Below are 18,022 nucleotides of genomic sequence, written 5' to 3' on the forward strand. Positions count from 1 at the left end.
GTCACCTGGGAGAGGGGCGTACATGGGCTGGACGGTCCTCTACATCGCATTCGGCATCGTCGCGCTATGGCTGCTCGGCGAGGTGCTGCTGCAGTACAAGGCGCGGCTGCGCTGGCGGCTGCTCGCCTTCGCCGGCTTCCTCGGGGTGGTCCTCGGTGTCCTGATTCCGAACGTGCTGGTCATCGGCCTGGGTGCCGCGGCCTTCGCCGTCGGGCAGACGTACGTCACGCTCTCGTTCCGCAGCGGCTTCGCATCCGGCTGGGCCGTCAACGGCCTCGGCGGCGGCGCCCGCCCGGGCGCCAGCAAGCGCCGCCGCGGCGAGGAGCGCAAGGACCCGACGCTGGAGGTCTCCGACCTCCACGCCGCGGAAACCACGACGTTCCCCAGCCAGGACTTCGGCCAGGACGACCCCTACGGACGCGACGACTCGGTCTTCGGACAGCGCCCCGAGACTCCCGCCGAGTCGACCTCGGTGTACGAACCGCAGCCGCTGCCCGACGACACGGGGCAGTACGGCGTCTACAGCGACGCCGCCTACGCCGCGGCCACCGACCCGGCGTACGCGGCCGCCGCGCAGGCCCAGGGACAGGCCCAGGGCCAGGACCCGCTCGGCCAGAACTACTCGTACGACGGCTACTCCGGCTACGACCAGCAGCAGTACGGCTACGACACCGGGCAGCAGCAGTACGCCGCCTACTCCGACCCGTACATCGGCACGCAGGCCTATGACGCCGCGTCGTACGGCCAGCCCTACGACGCCTCGCAGCAGCAGTACACGCAGCAGGGCTACACCCAGGACCCGTACGCCACCAACGGCGGTTACGTCGGCGAGACACCGGCCGGCGGTGTCTGGGTGCCGCAGCAGCGCAACACCGAGGACCCGTACGGCGGCGAACTCCCGCCGGAGCAGTCGTATCCGTACGACGGCAACGGGAACAACGGGACCAATGGCGGCAACGGACAGCAGGGCGGCGGGTACGACGAGCAGTACCGGTTCTGAGTCGGTACCGGTTCTGAGTCGGTACCGGTTCCGAGTCGGAGCCGGTACTGAGTCGGAGCCGGTACTGAGTGAGCCGGGCTCGACCGGGGCTCAACGCGCCCCGGTCGTCGCCCCGTCGCCGTCACTCACTGCGAGCCCCGGAAGTCCGGCCCCTCCACGACGAGTCCGGCGACCAGTGCGCCGGACATCCCCGCGTGCGGCAGTCCGCCGCCGGGGTGCGCCCAGCCGCCGACCGTGAACAGGCCCGGTACGCGGGTGCTGTTGGCGGGCCGCAGCAGGGTGCCGTCCACACCGGCCAGCGCGGGAGCGGGCACGGCGCCGCCCCCGGCCCCGGTCTCCCGCTCGGTGTCCACCGGGGTGCGCACCTCGCGCCACAGCACGCGCTCGCGCAGGCCCGGCATGGCCCGCTCGGCGGCCGTGACCATACGGTCCGCGAAGGCGTCGGCGGCACCCTCGGCGGTCCAGTCGTGGTGCGCCAGGGACGGCACCGTCGCCGTCAGCACCACGGACTCGTGGTCGTCGTCCGGACGCAGCAGCGCGTCGTCCGGCCGGTCCACCCACACGGTGGGCCGCTCCGCCGGCTTCCCGGCCCCGAAGACGTTCCGCTCGTCGGCGGGGTCCGTCGTGTGAACCACCGTGCGGTGTACGGCGCCTGGCTCGCGCGGGCCGCGCAGGGCGAGGCAGACGACGACCTTGCCGCAGGTCAGGGAAGCGGGGTGTGACTCGGGCACGTCACCCTCGTACAGACTGCCGCGACCCGTCAGGGTCTCCAGCAGCTCCGGCGGGCCGCCCACGACGAAGTCCGCCTCGGCGACCGTCCCGTCGCGCAGCTCCACGCCCGCCGCCCGGCCGTCCTTCTCCGTGACCGAAACGACCTCGGCGTCGAAGACGAACTCCACCCGGCGGGCCAGGCACCGCTCGTGCACGGCGCGCGCCAACTCCCGGATTCCGCCGCGCAGATACCAGGCGCCGAACGCGTGCTCCATGTACGGCAGGACCGCCGCGCTAGCCGGGGCGGTGTGCGGGTCGAGGCCGTACGCCAGCGCGTGGCTCTCCAGGAGGGCGGCGAGGCGTGGGTCGGCCAGCTCCCACGCGCCGACCTCCGCGAGGGTCCGGGCCGTGCGGGTGCGCAGCAGTCTGCGCTGCCGCAGCGCGGGGTAGGGCTCACGCTCCGCCAGCACCTGCCAGTTGGGCCACAGCGGCTCCTCCAGGAGCGGGCGGCGCGTCCGGTCCCAGGCCTCGCGCGCCCGGACCAGGAAGTCGCCCCAGCGCTCGCCCGCGCCCGCCCCGAGGGCCTCGTCCAGGGCCGAGACGACCCCCGCGCGGGAGGCGTTGGGCAGCGAGACCTCCGTGCCGTCGGCGAAGACGTGCCGTGCCGCCGGGTCGACCTGGACCAGGTCGACGCAGGCCTCCAGGGGCTCCTTGCCCGTCTTGACGAACAGGTCGCGGTAGACCGCGGGCAGTTGGAGCAGCCCCGGGCCGGTGTCGAAGGCGAAGCCGTCACGCTCGAAGCGGCCCACCGCCCCGCCGTACGTCGCCGCGCGCTCGTACACCACCACCCGGTGGCCCGCGACGGCCAGCCGGGCGGCGGCCGCCATCGCGCCCATGCCTGCGCCGATCACCGCAATTCGTGCCATGCCAGGGACTTTATCGGCCGCCACTGACAGCCGGTCTCCGGGCCTGTGCGGCAGGGGGACGCCGAACCGGGTCGGCCAAGGGACGACCGGGGCCGTCCAGAGGGACCGGGGCCCGCCAGGAGTCGGCTGGGGCCGGCCTGGAGCGGCTGGGGTCGACCTGGAGCGGCTGGGGCCTGGGGCCTGGGGCCGACGAGGAGTCGCAGGGGGCCGGTCAGGGCCGCCAGGTCCGCCGGCCAGCCGCCGGTCAGCCACCCGGTGGGCGTCCCACCCGTTCCGCGAGGCGTCTCTCCTCGCGGCGCTGGGCCCTGCGGCGCAGGAACCGTCTGATCCGCGAGACCAGGAAGTAGAGCACCACCAGACCGGTCACCAGCAGGACGCCCGCGATGATCGCCGCGGCCTGCGGGTTGAACATCGCGAAGGTGATGATCCCGGCGACCCCGAGATCCTCGGCGGTGCTCAGCACGAAGTTGCTGAACGGCTCCGGCGAGGTGTTGACCGCCATCCGCGTCCCGGCCTTGACGACATGGCTGGCCAGCGCCGACGAGCCGCCGATCGCCCCGGCCGCCAGCTCCGACAGCGAACCGCTCTGCCCGGCAAGCAGCGCCGCGACGACGGCCCCCGACACCGGGCGGATCACGGTGTGGACGCTGTCCCACACCGAGTCCACGTACGGGATCTTGTCGGCGACGGCCTCGCAGGCGAACAGCACGCCCGCAGCGATGAGGACCTCGGGGCGCTGCAGGGACTCGGGCACCTCGTCGGTCAGCCCGGTCGCGCCGAAGATGCCGAGGAGCAGCACCACCGCGTACGCGTTGACACCGCTGGCCCAGCCGCTGGTGAAGACCAGGGGGAGTACGGACACGGAGGCGATCGTAACCAGTCGGCAACGGCGCGTCCTGGGCATGAGTGCGTACGGCTGAGTATCCGTACCTAGGGAGTGAGTTGAGTACGCGCGCGGATGGGTGCCGACCTGCGTGAACGAGAGAGTGGAGGCACGGAAAGGGGCGCGGCTCCGGTACCGCCGACACGGGGCGGCGGAACGGTGCAGCGCCCTTGTCCGCTCCTTCCGCCGAGAAACTCGGCGGGAGCGAGACACGGGGGGACCCGGGGGAGACCGGAACGGGGGAACCAACGGGGAGTACGGGGAAACACGGGGGAGCACAAAAGGGGCGCCGGTCCGGCGTGGCCCGCGGGGGACGCGGCCACTTCGGACCGGCGCTTCACTTGTGTCCGAGCCCGTCCCCGCTGACCCTTCCCTGAAGCAGCCGGGACAGCGCCGAGTGGACGTCGTCCAGGGAGCGCTCCGGCTGGAACGCCTGCCAGTCCAGAGCCGCCACAAGCACCATGCCGACCAGCGCCGACGCCGTCAGCGGGGTGTCGATCTCGTCGCTCAGCTCGCCGTTCGCGATCCCGTCGCGCAGGACGTTCTCGACCACCGCGACGGCCTCCTGACGGACCACCATCAGGGTGGACTGCCAGGCCCGGTTGGTGCGCCACAGCTCGGCCACGTACAGCTGTGTGAAGGCCGGGTAGCGGTCGATGAAGACGAGGCCCGCGCGGATCATCGCGTCCAGTGCGTCGACCTTGCTGCCGCCGTCCCGGGCGGTCTTCTCGGCCGCCTCCCGGAGGGAGGCGGTGAGGAGTCCCACTCCGTGCCGGAGGAGCTCTTCGAAGAGGACGGATTTGCTCGCGAAGTTGTAGTAGACGGTGCCCTTGGCCACGCCGGCGCGTTCGGCGATCTCGTCGACCGTCGTGGCGGAGAAGCCCTGCTCCGCGATGAGGGTCACCGCCGCCTCGTAGAGCTTCTGCCGGGTCGCCTGTCTCCGGCCGCCGCCGCTGTCCACCGTCCTGCTGCTTTCCATGGCCCCGATTGTCACAGGCTCAGCTCCGGGTGCAGCCGGTCGAGGGTCCATACCTGCCGTCGCCGCGCGGACACGGCGCTGAGCGCGAGGGCGCCGACGGTGAACGCGGCGAGGACGGCGCACGCCTGCCAGACCGGGCCGAGGCCGCCGCCCGTGATGAGCCTCCTGAGGGCGTCGACCACGTAACTCATCGGCATGAAGGGGTGGATCGCGTTGAAGAACCCCGGACTGGTCTGCACGGGATACGTGCCGCCGGCCGACGTCAGCTGCAGCATCAGGAAGGCGAGGACGAGGATCCGGCCGGCCGCTCCGAAGCGGGCGTTCAGCCACTGCACGATCGCCGCGAAGCAGGCCGTCACCAGGAACAGGAAGCCCACCGTCCCGGCCGTCCGCGCCATTTCCAGGCCGATTCCCCAGTGCAGCACGGACATCAGCGCGACCGTCTGGAGCGCCCCCAGGGCGGCCACCGGCAGCCAGCCCGCCAGCGCGATGCGCCAGGCGGAGGAGCCCGCCGCGAGCGCGCGCCGGTTGAGCGGCGGAATCAGCATGTAGGCCACCATCGCGCCCACCCACAGGGAGAGCGGAATGAAGTACGGGGCGAAACCGGTGCCGTAGTTGGGCGCCTTGTGTAGGTCCTTCGAGGCGAGTTGTACGGGGTCGGCCATGACCTCGGTGCGCCGGTCGCGGTCGCTCTTGTCGTAGTCGGGGATCCGGCCGGCGCCGTCGTGCAGTCCGCCGGCGAGTTCGCCCGAACCGTCGACGAGCTTGTACATGCCCCCTTCGAGGTCGCCCGCTCCCGTGCTGAGTTCGCCGACACCGGTGTCCAGGTCGGCCGCGCCGGACTTCGCCGTGCCGAGCCCCGTGTGCAGTGTCTTCGCCCCCTTGGCGACCTTTCCGGCCCCCTTGTTGAGCGCGTTGACCTTGGAGACGGTCGTGGCGAGGTCCTCGGAGAGGTGCGGCGAGCGGTCGGCCAGCGCCTGGGCCTGCTTCTCCAGGGCGGCCAGATGCTTGTCGAGCGTGTCCAGGTCGCCGTCCTGGCCGGCCACCAGCGTGTTGACGTCGTCGGCGACCTTCGCCACGTCGGCGGCGGCCTCCTTCGCCTTCTTCAGCTCCGGACAGGCGGCGTCCGGCAGCGGCAGGGTCTCGCAGCGCGCTTTGTAGACGCTGTTCAGCGTGTCGGAGGCCGTGCGGGCGTCCTCGGCGGCCTTCGGGGCGGTCTTCACCAGCGTGTCGAGGTTGCGGCGGATGGCCGCGGCGGAGTCCGCGACGAGCTGGGCCGTGTCGCCGATCTCCTTCTCGTTGCCCTTCAGGAAGGGCCCCACCTTGTCCGCGACGCCGTTGACCTTGTCCGCGAGCGTCTGCGTCCCCTCCGAGACCTGCCGTGAACCGTCCTCCAGGTCGCCCGCGCCCTTGTCGAGCTTCTTCAGGCCGGCGGAGAGCTTGCCGCTGCCCGTCTCCGCGTCCTTCAGCCCGTCCGCGAGGTCCTTCGAGCCCTTCTTGGCCTTCCCGATCCCGCCCTTGAGCGTGTCGGCCCCCTTCGCGGCCTTCTCGGTCTCCCCGTGGATGTCGGAGAACGAGACGAAGATCTTGTCGAGGAACGACCGCGACGCCTTGGTCGAGGCGGCCGTCCGCACCTCCGCGAAGACCGTCCGCGAGATCTGCCCGACGATGTAGTTGTTCGCGTCGTTCGTACGCACCTGGAGGGCGCCCGTCTCCGGCGAGTCGCCCGAACTGGACGCGATCCGCCTACTGAAGTCGGACGGCATGGTCAACGACAGGTAGTACGTGCCGCTCTCGACCCCTTCGCGGGCCTCGGCGGCGCTCACCTCGTGCCACTCGAAGGTCTTGCTCTCGCGCAGCCCTTTGGTGATCTCGTCGCCCATCACGATCTTCTTGTCGGCCGCCGTCGCCCCCTTGTCGTCGTTCACGAGAGCCACGGGGATGCGGTCGAGACGGCCGTACGGGTCCCAGAACGACCACAGGTAGAGGGCGCCGTACAGCAGGGGCAGCAGCAGGAGCGCGACCAGGGCCGCGCGCGGGAGCCTTCCCCTGCCGAAGCGCCTGAGCTCAAGCGCGGCCAGCTTCGGCGAGCGCATCCGCGGCCTCCTTGTCTTCCGTGTCGTCCCGGCCGTCCTGATCGCCCTGGTCGGCTTGGTCCTGCGGGTCCTGCGGGTCCTGCCGGCCCTTCTGGACCTTCCGGGTCTTGCGGCCTTCTTCGCGGGCCGGTTCGTCGGCGGGCACCGTGGACACCACGACCGCGTCCTCGGGCGCCTCGCTGCACACCGCCACGACCGTGGTCCCGGCCTCGGTCAGGGAGCGCAACAGCGCCCAGACCTCGGCCCGTTCGGCCTGCGAGAGCTTCAGGTCGGTGTCGTCGATGCCCAGCAGCCGGGGACGGCCGATCAGGGCGAGCGCCACGGACAGCCGCAGTGCTTCGACGCGTTCCAGATCCCGAACCGCGGTCCGGGACCCCTTGGGCAGGGACTCGCGGTCGAGGCCGGCGGCGGCCAGAGCGCCGTCGACGCGCAGCCGAGCCTCCGTCACCCGCTCCGAGCGCGGCCGCAGCAGCCCGCGTACGGAACCGCCGAACCGTCGCTGGAGCAGGGCCCGTTCCCGCAGGTGCTCGGCGACGGACAGGGCGGGCTCCAGATCGGTGACACCGGGCACGTGGGCCAGCGCGCTGAACCTGCGGACGGCCGCCATCTGCTTCGGCAACTCCGACTGCCCGACCCGCGCGTGCCCCTCGGTGGGTTTCATCCGCCCGGTGAGCGCGAGCAGCAGACACGTACGCCCCGAGCCCGACGGCCCCTCGATCGCGATCAGCGAGCCGGGCTCCGCGTCGATGCCGACACCGCGGAACGCCCACCCGCGGGGCCCCTTGAGCCCGAAGTCCTCGGCCCTTACGCCGAGTCCGTGCGGACCGTCCACAACTTCCCCCACCCTCCGAGTCCTTGAGCCGACCGGTTTTTGAACTGACTGGTCAGTGCAAAAGCTATACCGAACCTGTGATCGAGGCAAAAGCCCAGGTCAGAACGGATTGTCAGTGGCATACCTCACGATGGACACATACGGCCACAGAGCCGTCACACAGACGACAGGAGGTTCGTCATGGCCACCTACCCCGCAGCCGCCGCCCGTCGGCGACGCGTCACCGGCCCTGCCCCCTCACTGACCGGCCCGGCGAGCGACGTGCACCCCGTGCTCCGCCGGGCCACGGCCCCGCCCGCCGCCCTCGACCTGCTCGCCCAGGCCCGTGCCGGACTCGACGAGGCAGCCCTGCTGGAAACGCCGAACGAGCGGTATGCCACGGCCCATCTCGCCGCCCTGCGCACCGCCGCCGCCGTGCTCGCCGCCCGCGGGCGCCCGGAGCCCAGCGCGAGGCGCCGGGCCAAGATCCGGAGCGCCTGGGAAGTGCTCCCCGAGATAGCGCCCGAACTCGCCGAGTGGAGCGCGCTGTTCGCCGCCGGTGCCCGCCGTCGTGCCCGCGCGGAGGCCGGTATCCAGGGCGCGGCGACCACCCGCGACGCCGACGACCTGCTGCGCGATGTGGCGATGTTCCTCCGTCTCGTCGAGCGCATGCTGGTGCTCCAGCCGGTCCTGCCGCAGCCTCGGCAGGAGCCCGAGCAGCCCGACCAGCGGTCTGACCGTGAGGCACCGGACGTGCCGGACGCGGGATGAACGGCTTCCGGGACCGCTGCGGACGGGTCACCAGGAGCCGCTGGAGACCGTCTCGGTGGGCCTGTACGGGCCTGTGGGGGCCTGTACGGGCCTGTGGGGGCCTTGTACGGGCCGCGGGGTCGGTCGGGGTGCACGGGGCCCCGGGTCGGTGTCGGGGCGCCGGGGCCGCCCAGGTCGTCCGGTACGGCTCCTGTCCTGTCCGGTACGGCTTCTGTCCTGTCCCGGCGCGGCTGCCCGTCGTGGCGCACGCCCGCCGCCGGGCAGGCCGGTGCCGGGCAGGTCCGCCGGTTCGCCCGGCAGGGCGGGGCCGCAGACGGGCGACGTCCGGCGCGCGAGACGGAGGGCCGGTGACGGGGCACGAGGCAATAGGGTTGGCACGCCTGCATCTCCCCGGCGCCGAACAGGGCGGGGGAGACATCCCCATCGCCCCATCGCTCCGCCGTACGCAAGGGCGGCGGCCGTGCCGAGGAGTCAACTGCCGTGTCGGACCCGATGCGCCCGCCCGTCTCCCACCACCGCCCTCAGCCGACGTCGCTGCGCTCCGACCCCTCGCGCCCCCGCGCCTCGCTCCGTACCGCCGTGGTCTGGGACGTTCTGAAGGACGCCCTCGACCGCCGGGTCAAGGCCACGGGCCGGGAGTCGCTGGACGTCCTCGACACAGGAGGCGGCAGCGGCAACTTCGCGGTGCCCGTCGCCCGGCTCGGCCACCGCGTCACCGTCGTGGACCCCAGCCCGAACGCGCTGTTCGCGCTGGAGCGCCGGGCCGCCGAGGCCGGCGTCGCCGACCGCGTCCAGGGCGTCCAGGGCGACGCCCACGGCCTCTTCGACGTCGTGGAGCGCGGCGGCTACGACGCGGTGCTCTGCCACGGCGTACTGGAGTACGTGGACGATCCCGCCGAGGGTCTCCGCAACGCGGTCGGGGCCCTGCGCCCCGAGGGCGTGCTCAGCCTGCTCGCCTCCGGCCTCGGCGGCGCGGTGCTCGCGCGCGCCCTCGCCGGCCACTTCACGGAGGCCCGGCACGCCCTCGGTGACCCGGACGGCCGCTGGGGCGAGGGTGATCCCGTACCGCGGCGCTTCACGGCCGACCAGCTCACCGATCTGGTCGAGGGCGCGGGCCTGCGCGTCGGTGCCGTGCACGGCGTACGGATCTTCGCGGACCTGGTGCCCGGCGTCCTCGTGGACACCGAACCCGGGGCCCTGGACGCCCTGCTCAAGCTGGAGGCCGCGGCGGCCGAACTCGCGGCCTTCCACTCCGTGGCGACGCAGCTGCATGTGCTCGGTGAGACTCGTGAGTCCGGCGAGACCTGAGCCGTCTCCCGTGAGGGAGCTGTGGAGGCGCGCCGCTGATCAGGGGCGCGACGGCAGATGGAGTACGCCACAGGCCCCCCGATCGGGCGCTCGGAGCCGTATGATCGAGGGAGACCGTCCGGCATGACGGGCCGGTCGCTGGGGAATCTACGCCTCAGTGGATCGGAACGCCATGGCGGGTTCCGGTTGGCGAATTGGCGCAGAGGGGCGGGTTTCACGGGGGCGATTCCCTGCCTATCCTGAAGGGGACCCCCGGTCGCCCCGGCGACTGCACGATGAGGAGGACGCCGTGCCGCTCTCGGAGCACGAGCAGCGAATGCTCGAGCAGATGGAGCGAGCGCTGTACGCCGAAGATCCCAAGTTCGCGACAGCGCTTGAGGGAAGCGGGCTGCGTACGTACACCCGGCGACGGGTCTACCAGGCGGTCGCCGGCTTCCTCGTAGGTATCGCGCTCCTCATGGCCGGAATGGTCGCACAGCAGATCTGGGTCAGCGTGGTGGGTTTTCTCGTCATGCTGGGCTGCGCGGTGCTCGCCGTCACCGGTTGGCGCAAGGCCCCCAAGCCGGGCGAACAGCCCGCCGCGGGTGCGCCGAGTGCGCCGGGCGCTCCGCAGGCCCGTCGTCAGGGCCGGCAGCGGCGCTCCATGATGGATCGCATCGAACAGCGCTGGCAGAAGCGCCGTGACGAAGGCGGCCAGTAGCCTCCGGGCCCGGGCCGACAGACGCACACACGTAAGGGGTGACCACCTTGGGGTGGCCGCCCCTTAGGCGTGCCCACGGGACTCAGCTCACCGGACTCAAGGGCGCCGCACGCTCAGGGGCGTCGCACGCCCAGGGCCGGAGCACGGGGAAAGCGAAGGGGGGTGTCCACCCGACCCGGGTGGACACCCCCCTTCCTGCTTGCCGAGCCGGACGGTCTCAGCCGCTGCTCTGCCCCGACGGGCGTCCTGACGGGCGGCGCACGGCCGCCGTCCAGCGGGCCATGGCCCGGGACTTCAGCGCGATCCAGCCCTCGGAAGCCGCCCACGCCACCCGTACGGCCGAGCGCGGTGCGAGCAGTGCGCGCAGACGCGTACCGCGGCTGACCGTGGCGTGCAGGCCCGCCGTCATCCGGCGTACGTCATCGGCGAGACCGGCGGTCGGCCGAGGACGTGGCGCGTACAGGACCTGCTCCACCGCGTCGGCGACCCGGTGGACGGAGGCCGCGGCCTCCGGTTCGAGATGCCCGATGCGGACGATCCGTGCCGCCGCCTTGCGGGGCGTCTGGGAGTCGTCCGGCGCGATACCGAAGTCCCACGCCGTATCGGTCACCTCCTGCCAGGCTGCCAGAGCGGCGGCCGCGGCGTCCTCCTCGGTGCGCCCGTGCGAGCCGAGCCGCACGGACCGGGCCCGCATCCGCCAGAGCATCGGCAGCAGCGGCACCGCGAGCGCGGCGAGCCCCGCCAGGGTGAACCCGAGGATCGCGAACCACGGCGGTCCGTCGTCCGTCGCTCCGAAGGCCGCCTGCGGAGACTCGCTGCCGCAGGGCTGCTCCAGCTTCTTCTCCGCCGCCGTGCAGCTCTCGCTGCTCGACGGTTCGGCGGACGGCGCCGAGGACGAGGAGCGCGAGGGGAGGTCCGGGTTGGGGAGCGTGGTGCCCGGCGTGTCCGTGCGGGTGTACTCCGGAACCGTGCCCCGGTTCGGGGTCGGCTCGAAGCGGGTCCAGCCCACGCCCTCGAAGTACAGCTCGGGCCAGGCGTGCGCGTCCCGCAGGCCCACCGTGTTCGTGCCGTCGGCCTGCGGCGAGCCCGGTGTGAAGCCCACCGCGACGCGGGCCGGGATGCCCAGCGTGCGGGCCATCGAGGCCATCGCGAAGGAGAAGTGGACGCAGAAGCCCTCCTTGTCCCTCAGGAAGCGCGCTATGGCCTGCGACCCACTGCCGACCTGCACCTCTGTGTCGTAGGTGAAGCCGCCTTCCAGGGCGAACCAGTCCTGGAGCTTCACCGCACGCTCGTAGTTGTTGGCCGAGCCGACCGTGACCGCGCGGGCAGTCTCCGCCACCACCGGAGGCAGTGACCCGGGGACCTTGGTGAACTCGCGCCTCAGCGCCGCGGGCGCCTCCGGCGCGTTGGCGAGCTGCTCCGCGGTCGGCTGCACTATCAGGCTCTTGACCGTGTACTCCTGGCCGCGCGTGGTCTGCCCGTGGTCGCCGACGAGCGTGCGGCCCACGGGCTCGTACCGCCACTTGCCGTCGATCCCCACCGCGCTGGCGGGGTAGGGCATGGGCAGCCAGTCCTGCGCGTACCAGTCCGCCGCGGAGATCCTCGTCTGGATCTCGGTGCGCCGGACGTCGTCACTGAGGCCCGGCGGCGTCGGGAACGACCCGGGGACGTCCTCGACATGGCGCTTGGCCGGCTTCCACGCCGTGCCGTCGAACTCGTCGAGCGAGACGATCCGCAGATAGAGGTCCTGCGTCTCCTCGGAGTTGGTGCGGTACGACATGACCTCGCGGTCCTCGTCCACGTTCAGGCTGTCGCGGAGCGAGACCAGCGGGTTCACCGCGGAGATCGTGCCGCCACCGCCGGAACCCGTGCCGACGCCGGCCCCGGTGCCGTCCAGCAGACCGCCGTCGAGCGCGGGCAGGGCGAGCGGCACCACCAGGGCGATACCGAGCGCGACGGCACCGATGCGCCGCCCCGTGCGAATCGGCGCGACCGCGCCCGCCGAGGGATCAGTCCCCGGAGTCCGGGGTCCGCCGCCGAAGACGCGGCCCCACTGCGAGAGCCGGTCACGTCCCTCGGCCAGCAGCAGCACCAGATAACCGGCCGCCGCCATCACGAACCACAGCCAGCTCGCGCCACCGCCCTCGGAGAGACCCGCGGCGACCGAGTACAGCGCGAGCAGCGGCAGTCCGGCCGGGGCCGCGCTGCGGAACGTCACCGCGAGGGCGTCCACCGCGAGCCCGATGACCACGACCCCGCCGACCAGCATCAGCCGGATACCGGGGGACAGCGGAGCCGGGATCGAGTACCGCCCGACGTCGTCACCGCCGGCCTGCAGCAGCTCCCCGAAGTGCCGGAACGCCTCCGGGCCGGGCAGGAGCCCGGCGATGGCCTGCTCGCGGGCGAAGAACAGTGTCAGCAGCGTCAGCGTCACGAGCGCCTGAACCGCGATCGTCACGGCCCGTGCCAGGGGCACCCGCCGGGTCGCCGCACCCACCGCGGTCTGCACCCCGAGCAGGAACGCCGCCTGAAGGATCCAGGTCGCCGGATCGACCAGCGGCAGCAGCGCCCCGGCCGCCATCAGTGTCGCCGCCACGGCGCACAGCGCGAGTCGCGCGCGTCCGCTCATGAGCCACCGCCCCCTGCCGTGCTTCCCGTCGACGCGACCCCGTTGCGCTGTCGGTCGGCCTCCCGCCACAGGTCGGCCAGGCCCGTGCCCGGCGGTACGGCCAGGGCGGTCCAGCCCGCCTCGCGAAGCATCCGAAGCCGCTCCTCGCTCTGTTCGTCGGCCGCGCCGCGCACCCACGTCTCACTGTCCAGCAGGAAGGCCACGGCCCCGCCGCTGCGCTGACGCATCTTGGCGAGCACGGTCGCCTGCTCCTCGTCCAGGTCGCCGAGGAAGGCCACCAGCAGCCCTTCGTTGCCGCCCCGCAGAACGTCGTACGCCCGTGACAGGCCCGTACCGTCGGAGTGGTCGATCACCGCGAGGGTGTCCATCATCAGCCCGGCGGCGTCCGCGGACTCCTGGCTGGCTCCGGCGAATCCGTCGGCGCCCTCGCCGGGCACCGAGGTGCCGGTGTCGGTCAACAGCCGTACCGAAAAGCCCCGCTCGAGCATGTGCACCAGCGTCGACGCCGTGCCCGACACGGCCCATTCGAAGGCCGAATCGGGGCCCGCGCCGTCGAAGGCGATGCCCCGGGTGTCCAGGAGCACCGTGCAGCGGGACCGCTGCGGCTGCTCCTCGCGGCGCACCATCAACTCGCCGTAGCGAGCGGTCAGTCGCCAGTGGACCCGGCGCAGATCGTCGCCGTAGCGATAGCCGCGAGGTATCACGTCGTCCTCGCCGGCCAGGGCCAGTGAGCGCTGCCGCCCGTCGCCGTACCCCTTCGCCTCGCCCGTCAGCCGCACCGGCGGCAGCGCCTCCACGCGCGGGATGACGGTCAGGGTGTCGTACGTCGAGAAGGAGCGGGTCAGTTCGCACATCCCGAACGGGTCGCTGAGCCGCAGCTGCAGGGGCCCCAGCGGATAGCGGCCGCGCAGGTCCGAGCGCACCCGGTAGGACACCTCGCGACGGCCGCCCGCCTCGACCCGGTCCAGTACGAACCGGGGCCGCGGCCCCAGCACGTACGGAACCCGGTCCTGGAGCATCAGCAGGCCGGTGGGCAGTCGCGAGACGTTGTCCATCCGCAGATGGACCCGTGCCTCGGACCCCGAGGGCACCCGCCCGGGGGAGAGGCGACGGCTGCCGGCGACCCGGTAGCGCGTGCGGTACAGCACGGTCGCGCAGACCAGTGGCAGCACGGCCAGCAGCAGCCCGACCCGGAGCAGATCGCTCTGCCCCAGGACGTACGCGCAGATCGCGGCCGCGATGCCGGCGGCCAGGAAGGACCGCCCGCGCGTGGTGAGACCGGCGAGTGCCGTACGCAGCCCGCCCTTGTCCTCCTCGGCCTGCGCCGTCGGCATCCCCCCGGTGGTCATCACAGCCTCCGGGGCGGCTGCTGGCCGAAGGCGGACGAGCCCCGGCCCATCGCCAGACCGCTCGGCGACTGGGGCGCCGCGGGCACGGGCGTGCGCTGGAGGATCTCCAGGACGACCTGCTCGGCCGTACGACGGTTCAACTGCGCCTGGGCGGTGGGCAGCAGCCGGTGGGCCAGGACCGCCACCGCGAGGGCCTGGATGTCGTCCGGCAGCGCGTACTCCCGGCCGCTGAGGGCCGCGGACGCCTTCGCCGCGCGCAGCAGGTGCAGCGTGGCACGCGGCGAGGCGCCGAGTCTCAGATCCGGGTGGTTGCGTGTGGCGCCGACCAGGTCCACGGCGTACCGCCGCACCGGGTCGGCGACGTGGACGTTGCGGACCGCGTCGATGAGCTTCACGATCTCGTGCGCGTGCGCCACCGGCTGGAGGTCGTCCAGCGGGGACACACCGCCGTGGATGTCCAGCATCTGCAGCTCGGCCTCCGCGCTGGGATAGCCGATGGAGACCCGGGCCATGAAACGGTCGCGCTGTGCCTCCGGCAGCGGGTAGGTGCCCTCCATCTCGACCGGGTTCTGCGTCGCCACGACCATGAACGGGCTGGGCAGCTCGTAGGTCGTGCCGTCGATCGTGACCTGGCGCTCCTCCATGGACTCCAGGAGCGCCGACTGTGTCTTGGGCGACGCGCGGTTGATCTCGTCGCCGATCACGATCTGCGCGAAGATCGCACCCGGTTTGAACTCGAAGTCCCTGCGCTGCTGATCCCAGATGGACACACCTGTGATGTCCGAGGGCAGCAGGTCGGGCGTGAACTGAATACGCCGCACGGAGCAGTCGATGGACCGCGCCAGTGCCTTGGCCAGCATGGTCTTGCCGACGCCGGGGACATCCTCGATCAGAAGATGTCCCTCGGCGAGCAGTACGGTCAGCGAAAGCCGCACGACCTCAGGCTTGCCCTCGATCACTTCCTCCACCGAACTGCGGACTCTCTCCACAGTGGCGGTCAGATCTGTAAGGCTCGCTCGATCGTCATAGGTCGTCACCCGGCCCTCCTCGGCCCGTTCTTTCCCGGGCCGACGCTCTGCGATGCGGACCGGCCCACCCCGAAACACGGACACCACGCGCGAATAGTTCCGCGTGACGCCACACCCGCATTCTTGTTGCCGTTACCTGTTCGTGTCACTCGCCTGTGGATAACTGGCCGCGATATGTCACGGCCTGGGGCCTTTGAGAGGGTCCAACTCGCGTCAGGTGGGGTCTATCTCACGCAGCAGGCCCGTCTTCACATCGAACACGAAACCACGTACGTCGTCCGTGTGCAGAAGGAATGGGGAGGTGCGCACCCGCTGCATGGACTGCCGCACGTCCTGTTCGACGTCCCGGAAGGCCTCCACGGCCCACGCCGGGCGCTGGCCGACCTCCATCTCCAGGTCGTGCCGGAACTCCTCGGTGAGGGACTCCAGGCCGCAGCCGGTGTGGTGGATCAGTACGACACTGCGGGTGCCGAGCGCGCGCTGGCTGATCGTGAGGGAGCGGATCACGTCGTCGGTCACCACGCCGCCCGCGTTGCGGATGGTGTGGCAGTCGCCGAGCTCCAGGCCCAGCGCGTCGTGCAGGTCGAGGCGGGCGTCCATACACGCCACCACCGCGACGTGCAGCACGGGACGGGCGTCCATGCCGGGGTCGGTGAACACGGCGGCGTACCGCTCGTTCGCCTCCACGAGGCGGTCGGTGACGGTGCCGCCGTTGGACATGGCGTCTCCGGAGTCTGTGGGAACGGATGCGGAAGTCGTCATATCTATAACGGTAGTGGTCACACGTCGTCCGGGCCTGCTGTGAGAGGGGACAAAGAACATCAATGAGCGTTGTTGTGAGGTAACCCACAAGGGTGGATCGACTACACCCGTACGGGTGGAAAAACCCGGTTTGGTGCTTCATTCGGGCCGAGAGCCGCGACGCGCAGGCCGGTTCGTTGACCGCGAGAGACCGTGGACTAAAGTGACGCGAAGCGGGAGACGGACACTCTCCCTGCTGGACTGCTACCCCCGGAGGACCGGTGACGAGCCGGGATCTCCCCACGTGCGCGGCGCGTACGTACGGCTCGGCCTCCTCCCGCTCCCGGTCGGCTGACGCTTCCGGCGCCGGCAGGCCTCCCCTTCACGGAGCGGGCGGGGACCCGGCGGTGCGTGCGCGCCGTGCCGGACCTGAGAGGGCCCCCTTGACCCAGAGCCGACACGTCCCGGTGATGCTCCAGCGATGCCTGGACATGTTGGCACCCGCGCTGGAGAGGCCGGGAGCGGTCGTCGTCGACTGCACGCTCGGCCTCGGCGGCCACAGCGAGGCCCTGCTCGCCCGCTTCCCCGAGGCCCGGCTCGTCGCCCTGGACCGCGACAAGGAGGCGCTGCGGCTCTCCGGCGACCGGCTCGCCCCGTTCGGAGACCGGGCCACCCTGGTGCACGCGGTCTACGACGAACTCCCCGACGTGCTCGACCGCCTGGACCTCCCGCGCGTCCAGGGCGTCCTCTTCGACCTCGGCGTCTCCTCCATGCAACTCGACGAGGCCGACCGCGGCTTCGCGTACGCCCAGGACGCCCCGCTCGACATGCGCATGGACCAGACGACCGGCATCAGCGCGGCCGAGGTGCTCAACACCTACCCGGCGGGTGAACTCGTCCGGATCCTGAGGGCGTACGGCGAGGAGAAGCAGGCCAAGCGGATCGTGTCCGCGGTCGTGCGCGAACGCGACAAGGAGCCCTTCAGCAACAGCGCGCGGCTCGTCGAGCTGATCCGCGACTCCCTGCCGCAGGCCGCCAAGCGCACCGGCGGCAACCCCGCCAAGCGCACCTTCCAGGCACTGCGCATCGAGGTCAACGGCGAACTCACCGTCCTGGAGAGGGCGATCCCCGCCGCCGTGACGTCACTCGCCGTCGGCGGCCGGATCGCCGTGCTGTCCTACCACTCCCTGGAGGACCGGCTGGTCAAGCAGGTGTTCGCCGCGGGAGCCGCCAACACCGCACCGCCCGGCCTGCCGGTCGTCCCCGAGCGCTACCAGCCCCGGCTCAAGCTTCTGACGCGCGGTGCCGAACTCCCCACCGAGGAAGAGGTCGCGGAGAACCGGCGCGCCGCCCCGGCGCGGCTGCGCGGGGCGCAGCGCATCAGGGAGGACGCCGAGTGACGGGAGGGTGTGTGAGTTGGACAACCGAACTCACCGGACGCGTGGGTCGCAGGCCCGGACCCATCAGCCGAGAACGCCGGCCCGAGGGGAGGGCGAGTGAGTAGCAGACCCGAACTGAGGGGGAGGGCGGCCCGGCTCGCGCGACTCTTCCCCACGGGCCCCGGACAGGCCGCCCGCACGCCCTTCGTGCTCCTGGTCGTGCTGCTGCTCGGCGGCGGCCTGATCGGACTCCTGGTCCTGAACTCCGCGCTCAGCGAAGGGTCGTTCCAGCTCGACGACCTCCAGAGGGACACCAAGAGCCTCACCGACGAGGAGCAGGCGCTCCAGCGGGACGTGGACGCCTACTCCGCCCCCGACGCCCTCCAGCGCCGCGCCCGCGAGCTGGGCATGGTGCCCGGCGGCGACCCGGCCTTCCTCAACCCCGACGGCAGTGTCCGCGGTGTGCCCAGCGCGGCCGCCGAGCAGTCGTCCGTGTCGGTCCCCGTGACCCGCCCGCCCGACGTGCTCCTCCCCTCGCCGTCCCCGACGCCCACCGAGAGCCAGGGACCCGCCGGGCCCCCGACGCCCGCCGAGGCCCCGGCGCCGGCGGCGTCCGCCGTGCCCACCGCGGCGCCCGAGCCGCTCGCGGAGACGCTCACGGAGCCGTCCCCCCAGACCACGCAGCCCGCTACGAATCCCGGCAGGTGACGG

General features: G+C 72.1%; 15 protein-coding genes. 6 read left to right on the forward strand and 9 right to left on the reverse strand.

Annotated features, from left to right (window positions below; all coding sequences use genetic code 11):
• Positions 1-22: 22 nt before the first annotated feature.
• Positions 23-1,000, forward strand: a complete 978-nt coding sequence (locus JEQ17_RS33950; RefSeq protein WP_200398813.1) for an SCO2102 family sporulation regulator — start codon at positions 23-25, stop codon at positions 998-1,000.
• Between the two features lie 125 nt (positions 1,001-1,125).
• On the opposite strand, the gene JEQ17_RS33955 is transcribed toward JEQ17_RS33950, so the two are convergent.
• From JEQ17_RS33955 to JEQ17_RS33975, 5 genes are all read right to left on the reverse strand, one after another.
• Entirely contained in the window at positions 1,126-2,637 is a 1,512-nt protein-coding gene (locus JEQ17_RS33955; RefSeq protein ID WP_200398814.1) for a phytoene desaturase family protein, read from the reverse strand.
• A gap of 244 nt (positions 2,638-2,881) precedes the next feature.
• A complete protein-coding gene (locus tag JEQ17_RS33960; RefSeq protein ID WP_200398815.1) occupies positions 2,882-3,499 on the reverse strand; it encodes a DUF4126 domain-containing protein in 618 nt (205 codons plus the stop codon).
• 358 nt (positions 3,500-3,857) lie between these two features.
• Complete coding sequence (locus tag JEQ17_RS33965) at positions 3,858-4,499, reverse strand: TetR/AcrR family transcriptional regulator (protein WP_200398816.1); 642 nt, start codon at positions 4,497-4,499, stop codon at positions 3,858-3,860.
• Positions 4,500-4,510: 11 nt separating this feature from the next.
• Positions 4,511-6,595: a YhgE/Pip family protein gene (locus JEQ17_RS33970; RefSeq protein ID WP_200398817.1), complete on the reverse strand. Its 2,085-nt coding sequence runs from the start codon at positions 6,593-6,595 to the stop codon at positions 4,511-4,513.
• Entirely contained in the window at positions 6,567-7,439 is an 873-nt protein-coding gene (locus tag JEQ17_RS33975) for an ATP-binding cassette domain-containing protein (protein WP_234048477.1), read from the reverse strand. Before JEQ17_RS33975 ends, JEQ17_RS33970 begins: the two co-directional genes overlap by 29 nt.
• Before the next feature lie 168 nt (positions 7,440-7,607).
• Between JEQ17_RS33975 and JEQ17_RS33980 the strand changes: the two genes are divergently transcribed.
• The 3 genes from JEQ17_RS33980 to JEQ17_RS33990 all read left to right on the forward strand — a co-directional run bounded on the left by JEQ17_RS33980 (position 7,608) and on the right by JEQ17_RS33990 (position 10,185).
• Complete coding sequence (locus JEQ17_RS33980; RefSeq protein ID WP_200398818.1) at positions 7,608-8,177, forward strand: SAV_6107 family HEPN domain-containing protein; 570 nt, start codon at positions 7,608-7,610, stop codon at positions 8,175-8,177.
• Positions 8,178-8,657: 480 nt separating this feature from the next.
• Positions 8,658-9,485: a class I SAM-dependent methyltransferase gene (locus JEQ17_RS33985; protein ID WP_200398819.1), complete on the forward strand. Its 828-nt coding sequence runs from the start codon at positions 8,658-8,660 to the stop codon at positions 9,483-9,485.
• A gap of 289 nt (positions 9,486-9,774) precedes the next feature.
• A complete protein-coding gene (locus JEQ17_RS33990) occupies positions 9,775-10,185 on the forward strand; it encodes a DUF3040 domain-containing protein (RefSeq protein WP_143637869.1) in 411 nt (136 codons plus the stop codon).
• A 217-nt stretch (positions 10,186-10,402) separates the two neighbouring features.
• On the opposite strand, the gene JEQ17_RS33995 is transcribed toward JEQ17_RS33990, so the two are convergent.
• The 4 genes from JEQ17_RS33995 to JEQ17_RS34010 form a co-directional block, all read right to left on the reverse strand.
• Positions 10,403-12,814: a transglutaminase TgpA family protein gene (locus JEQ17_RS33995; RefSeq protein WP_200398820.1), complete on the reverse strand. Its 2,412-nt coding sequence runs from the start codon at positions 12,812-12,814 to the stop codon at positions 10,403-10,405.
• Positions 12,811-14,163, reverse strand: coding sequence for a DUF58 domain-containing protein (locus JEQ17_RS34000; protein WP_055612087.1), 1,353 nt, complete (start codon positions 14,161-14,163; stop codon positions 12,811-12,813). The genes JEQ17_RS33995 and JEQ17_RS34000 overlap by 4 nt, the downstream gene beginning before the upstream one ends.
• Positions 14,163-15,200 carry an AAA family ATPase gene (locus JEQ17_RS34005; RefSeq protein WP_200398821.1) on the reverse strand — a complete coding sequence of 346 codons (1,038 nt, stop codon included), beginning with the start codon at positions 15,198-15,200 and terminating at the stop codon, positions 14,163-14,165. Before JEQ17_RS34005 ends, JEQ17_RS34000 begins: the two co-directional genes overlap by 1 nt.
• 204 nt (positions 15,201-15,404) lie before the next feature.
• Positions 15,405-15,953 (reverse strand): beta-class carbonic anhydrase, encoded by a 549-nt coding sequence (locus JEQ17_RS34010; RefSeq protein WP_200398822.1) that lies wholly within the window; start codon positions 15,951-15,953, stop codon positions 15,405-15,407.
• Positions 15,954-16,375: 422 nt separating this feature from the next.
• Between JEQ17_RS34010 and rsmH the strand changes: the two genes are divergently transcribed.
• Positions 16,376-17,332, forward strand: a complete 957-nt coding sequence (gene rsmH / locus JEQ17_RS34015) for a 16S rRNA (cytosine(1402)-N(4))-methyltransferase RsmH (protein WP_200398823.1) — start codon at positions 16,376-16,378, stop codon at positions 17,330-17,332.
• Positions 17,333-17,428: 96 nt separating this feature from the next.
• Positions 17,429-18,019 carry an FtsB family cell division protein gene (locus JEQ17_RS34020; RefSeq protein ID WP_200398824.1) on the forward strand — a complete coding sequence of 197 codons (591 nt, stop codon included), beginning with the start codon at positions 17,429-17,431 and terminating at the stop codon, positions 18,017-18,019.
• The last annotated feature ends 3 nt before the right edge of the window (positions 18,020-18,022 follow it).

The sequence above is a fragment of the Streptomyces liliifuscus genome, from assembly GCF_016598615.1.
Lineage (GTDB): Bacteria > Actinomycetota > Actinomycetes > Streptomycetales > Streptomycetaceae > Streptomyces > Streptomyces liliifuscus.

Excerpts from the sequence above, each read along its gene's own strand:
- JEQ17_RS33950 (WP_200398813.1), top strand. The coding sequence starts at position 23 with ATGGGCTGGACGGTCCTCTACATCGCATTCGGCATCGTCGCGCTATGG.
- JEQ17_RS33955 (WP_200398814.1), bottom strand. The coding sequence starts at position 2,637 with ATGGCACGAATTGCGGTGATCGGCGCAGGCATGGGCGCGATGGCGGCC.
- JEQ17_RS33965 (WP_200398816.1), bottom strand. The coding sequence starts at position 4,499 with ATGGAAAGCAGCAGGACGGTGGACAGCGGCGGCGGCCGGAGACAGGCG.
- JEQ17_RS33970 (WP_200398817.1), bottom strand. The coding sequence starts at position 6,595 with ATGCGCTCGCCGAAGCTGGCCGCGCTTGAGCTCAGGCGCTTCGGCAGG.
- JEQ17_RS33980 (WP_200398818.1), top strand. The coding sequence starts at position 7,608 with ATGGCCACCTACCCCGCAGCCGCCGCCCGTCGGCGACGCGTCACCGGC.
- JEQ17_RS33995 (WP_200398820.1), bottom strand. The coding sequence starts at position 12,814 with ATGAGCGGACGCGCGCGACTCGCGCTGTGCGCCGTGGCGGCGACACTG.
- JEQ17_RS34000 (WP_055612087.1), bottom strand. The coding sequence starts at position 14,163 with ATGACCACCGGGGGGATGCCGACGGCGCAGGCCGAGGAGGACAAGGGC.
- JEQ17_RS34010 (WP_200398822.1), bottom strand. The coding sequence starts at position 15,953 with ATGACGACTTCCGCATCCGTTCCCACAGACTCCGGAGACGCCATGTCC.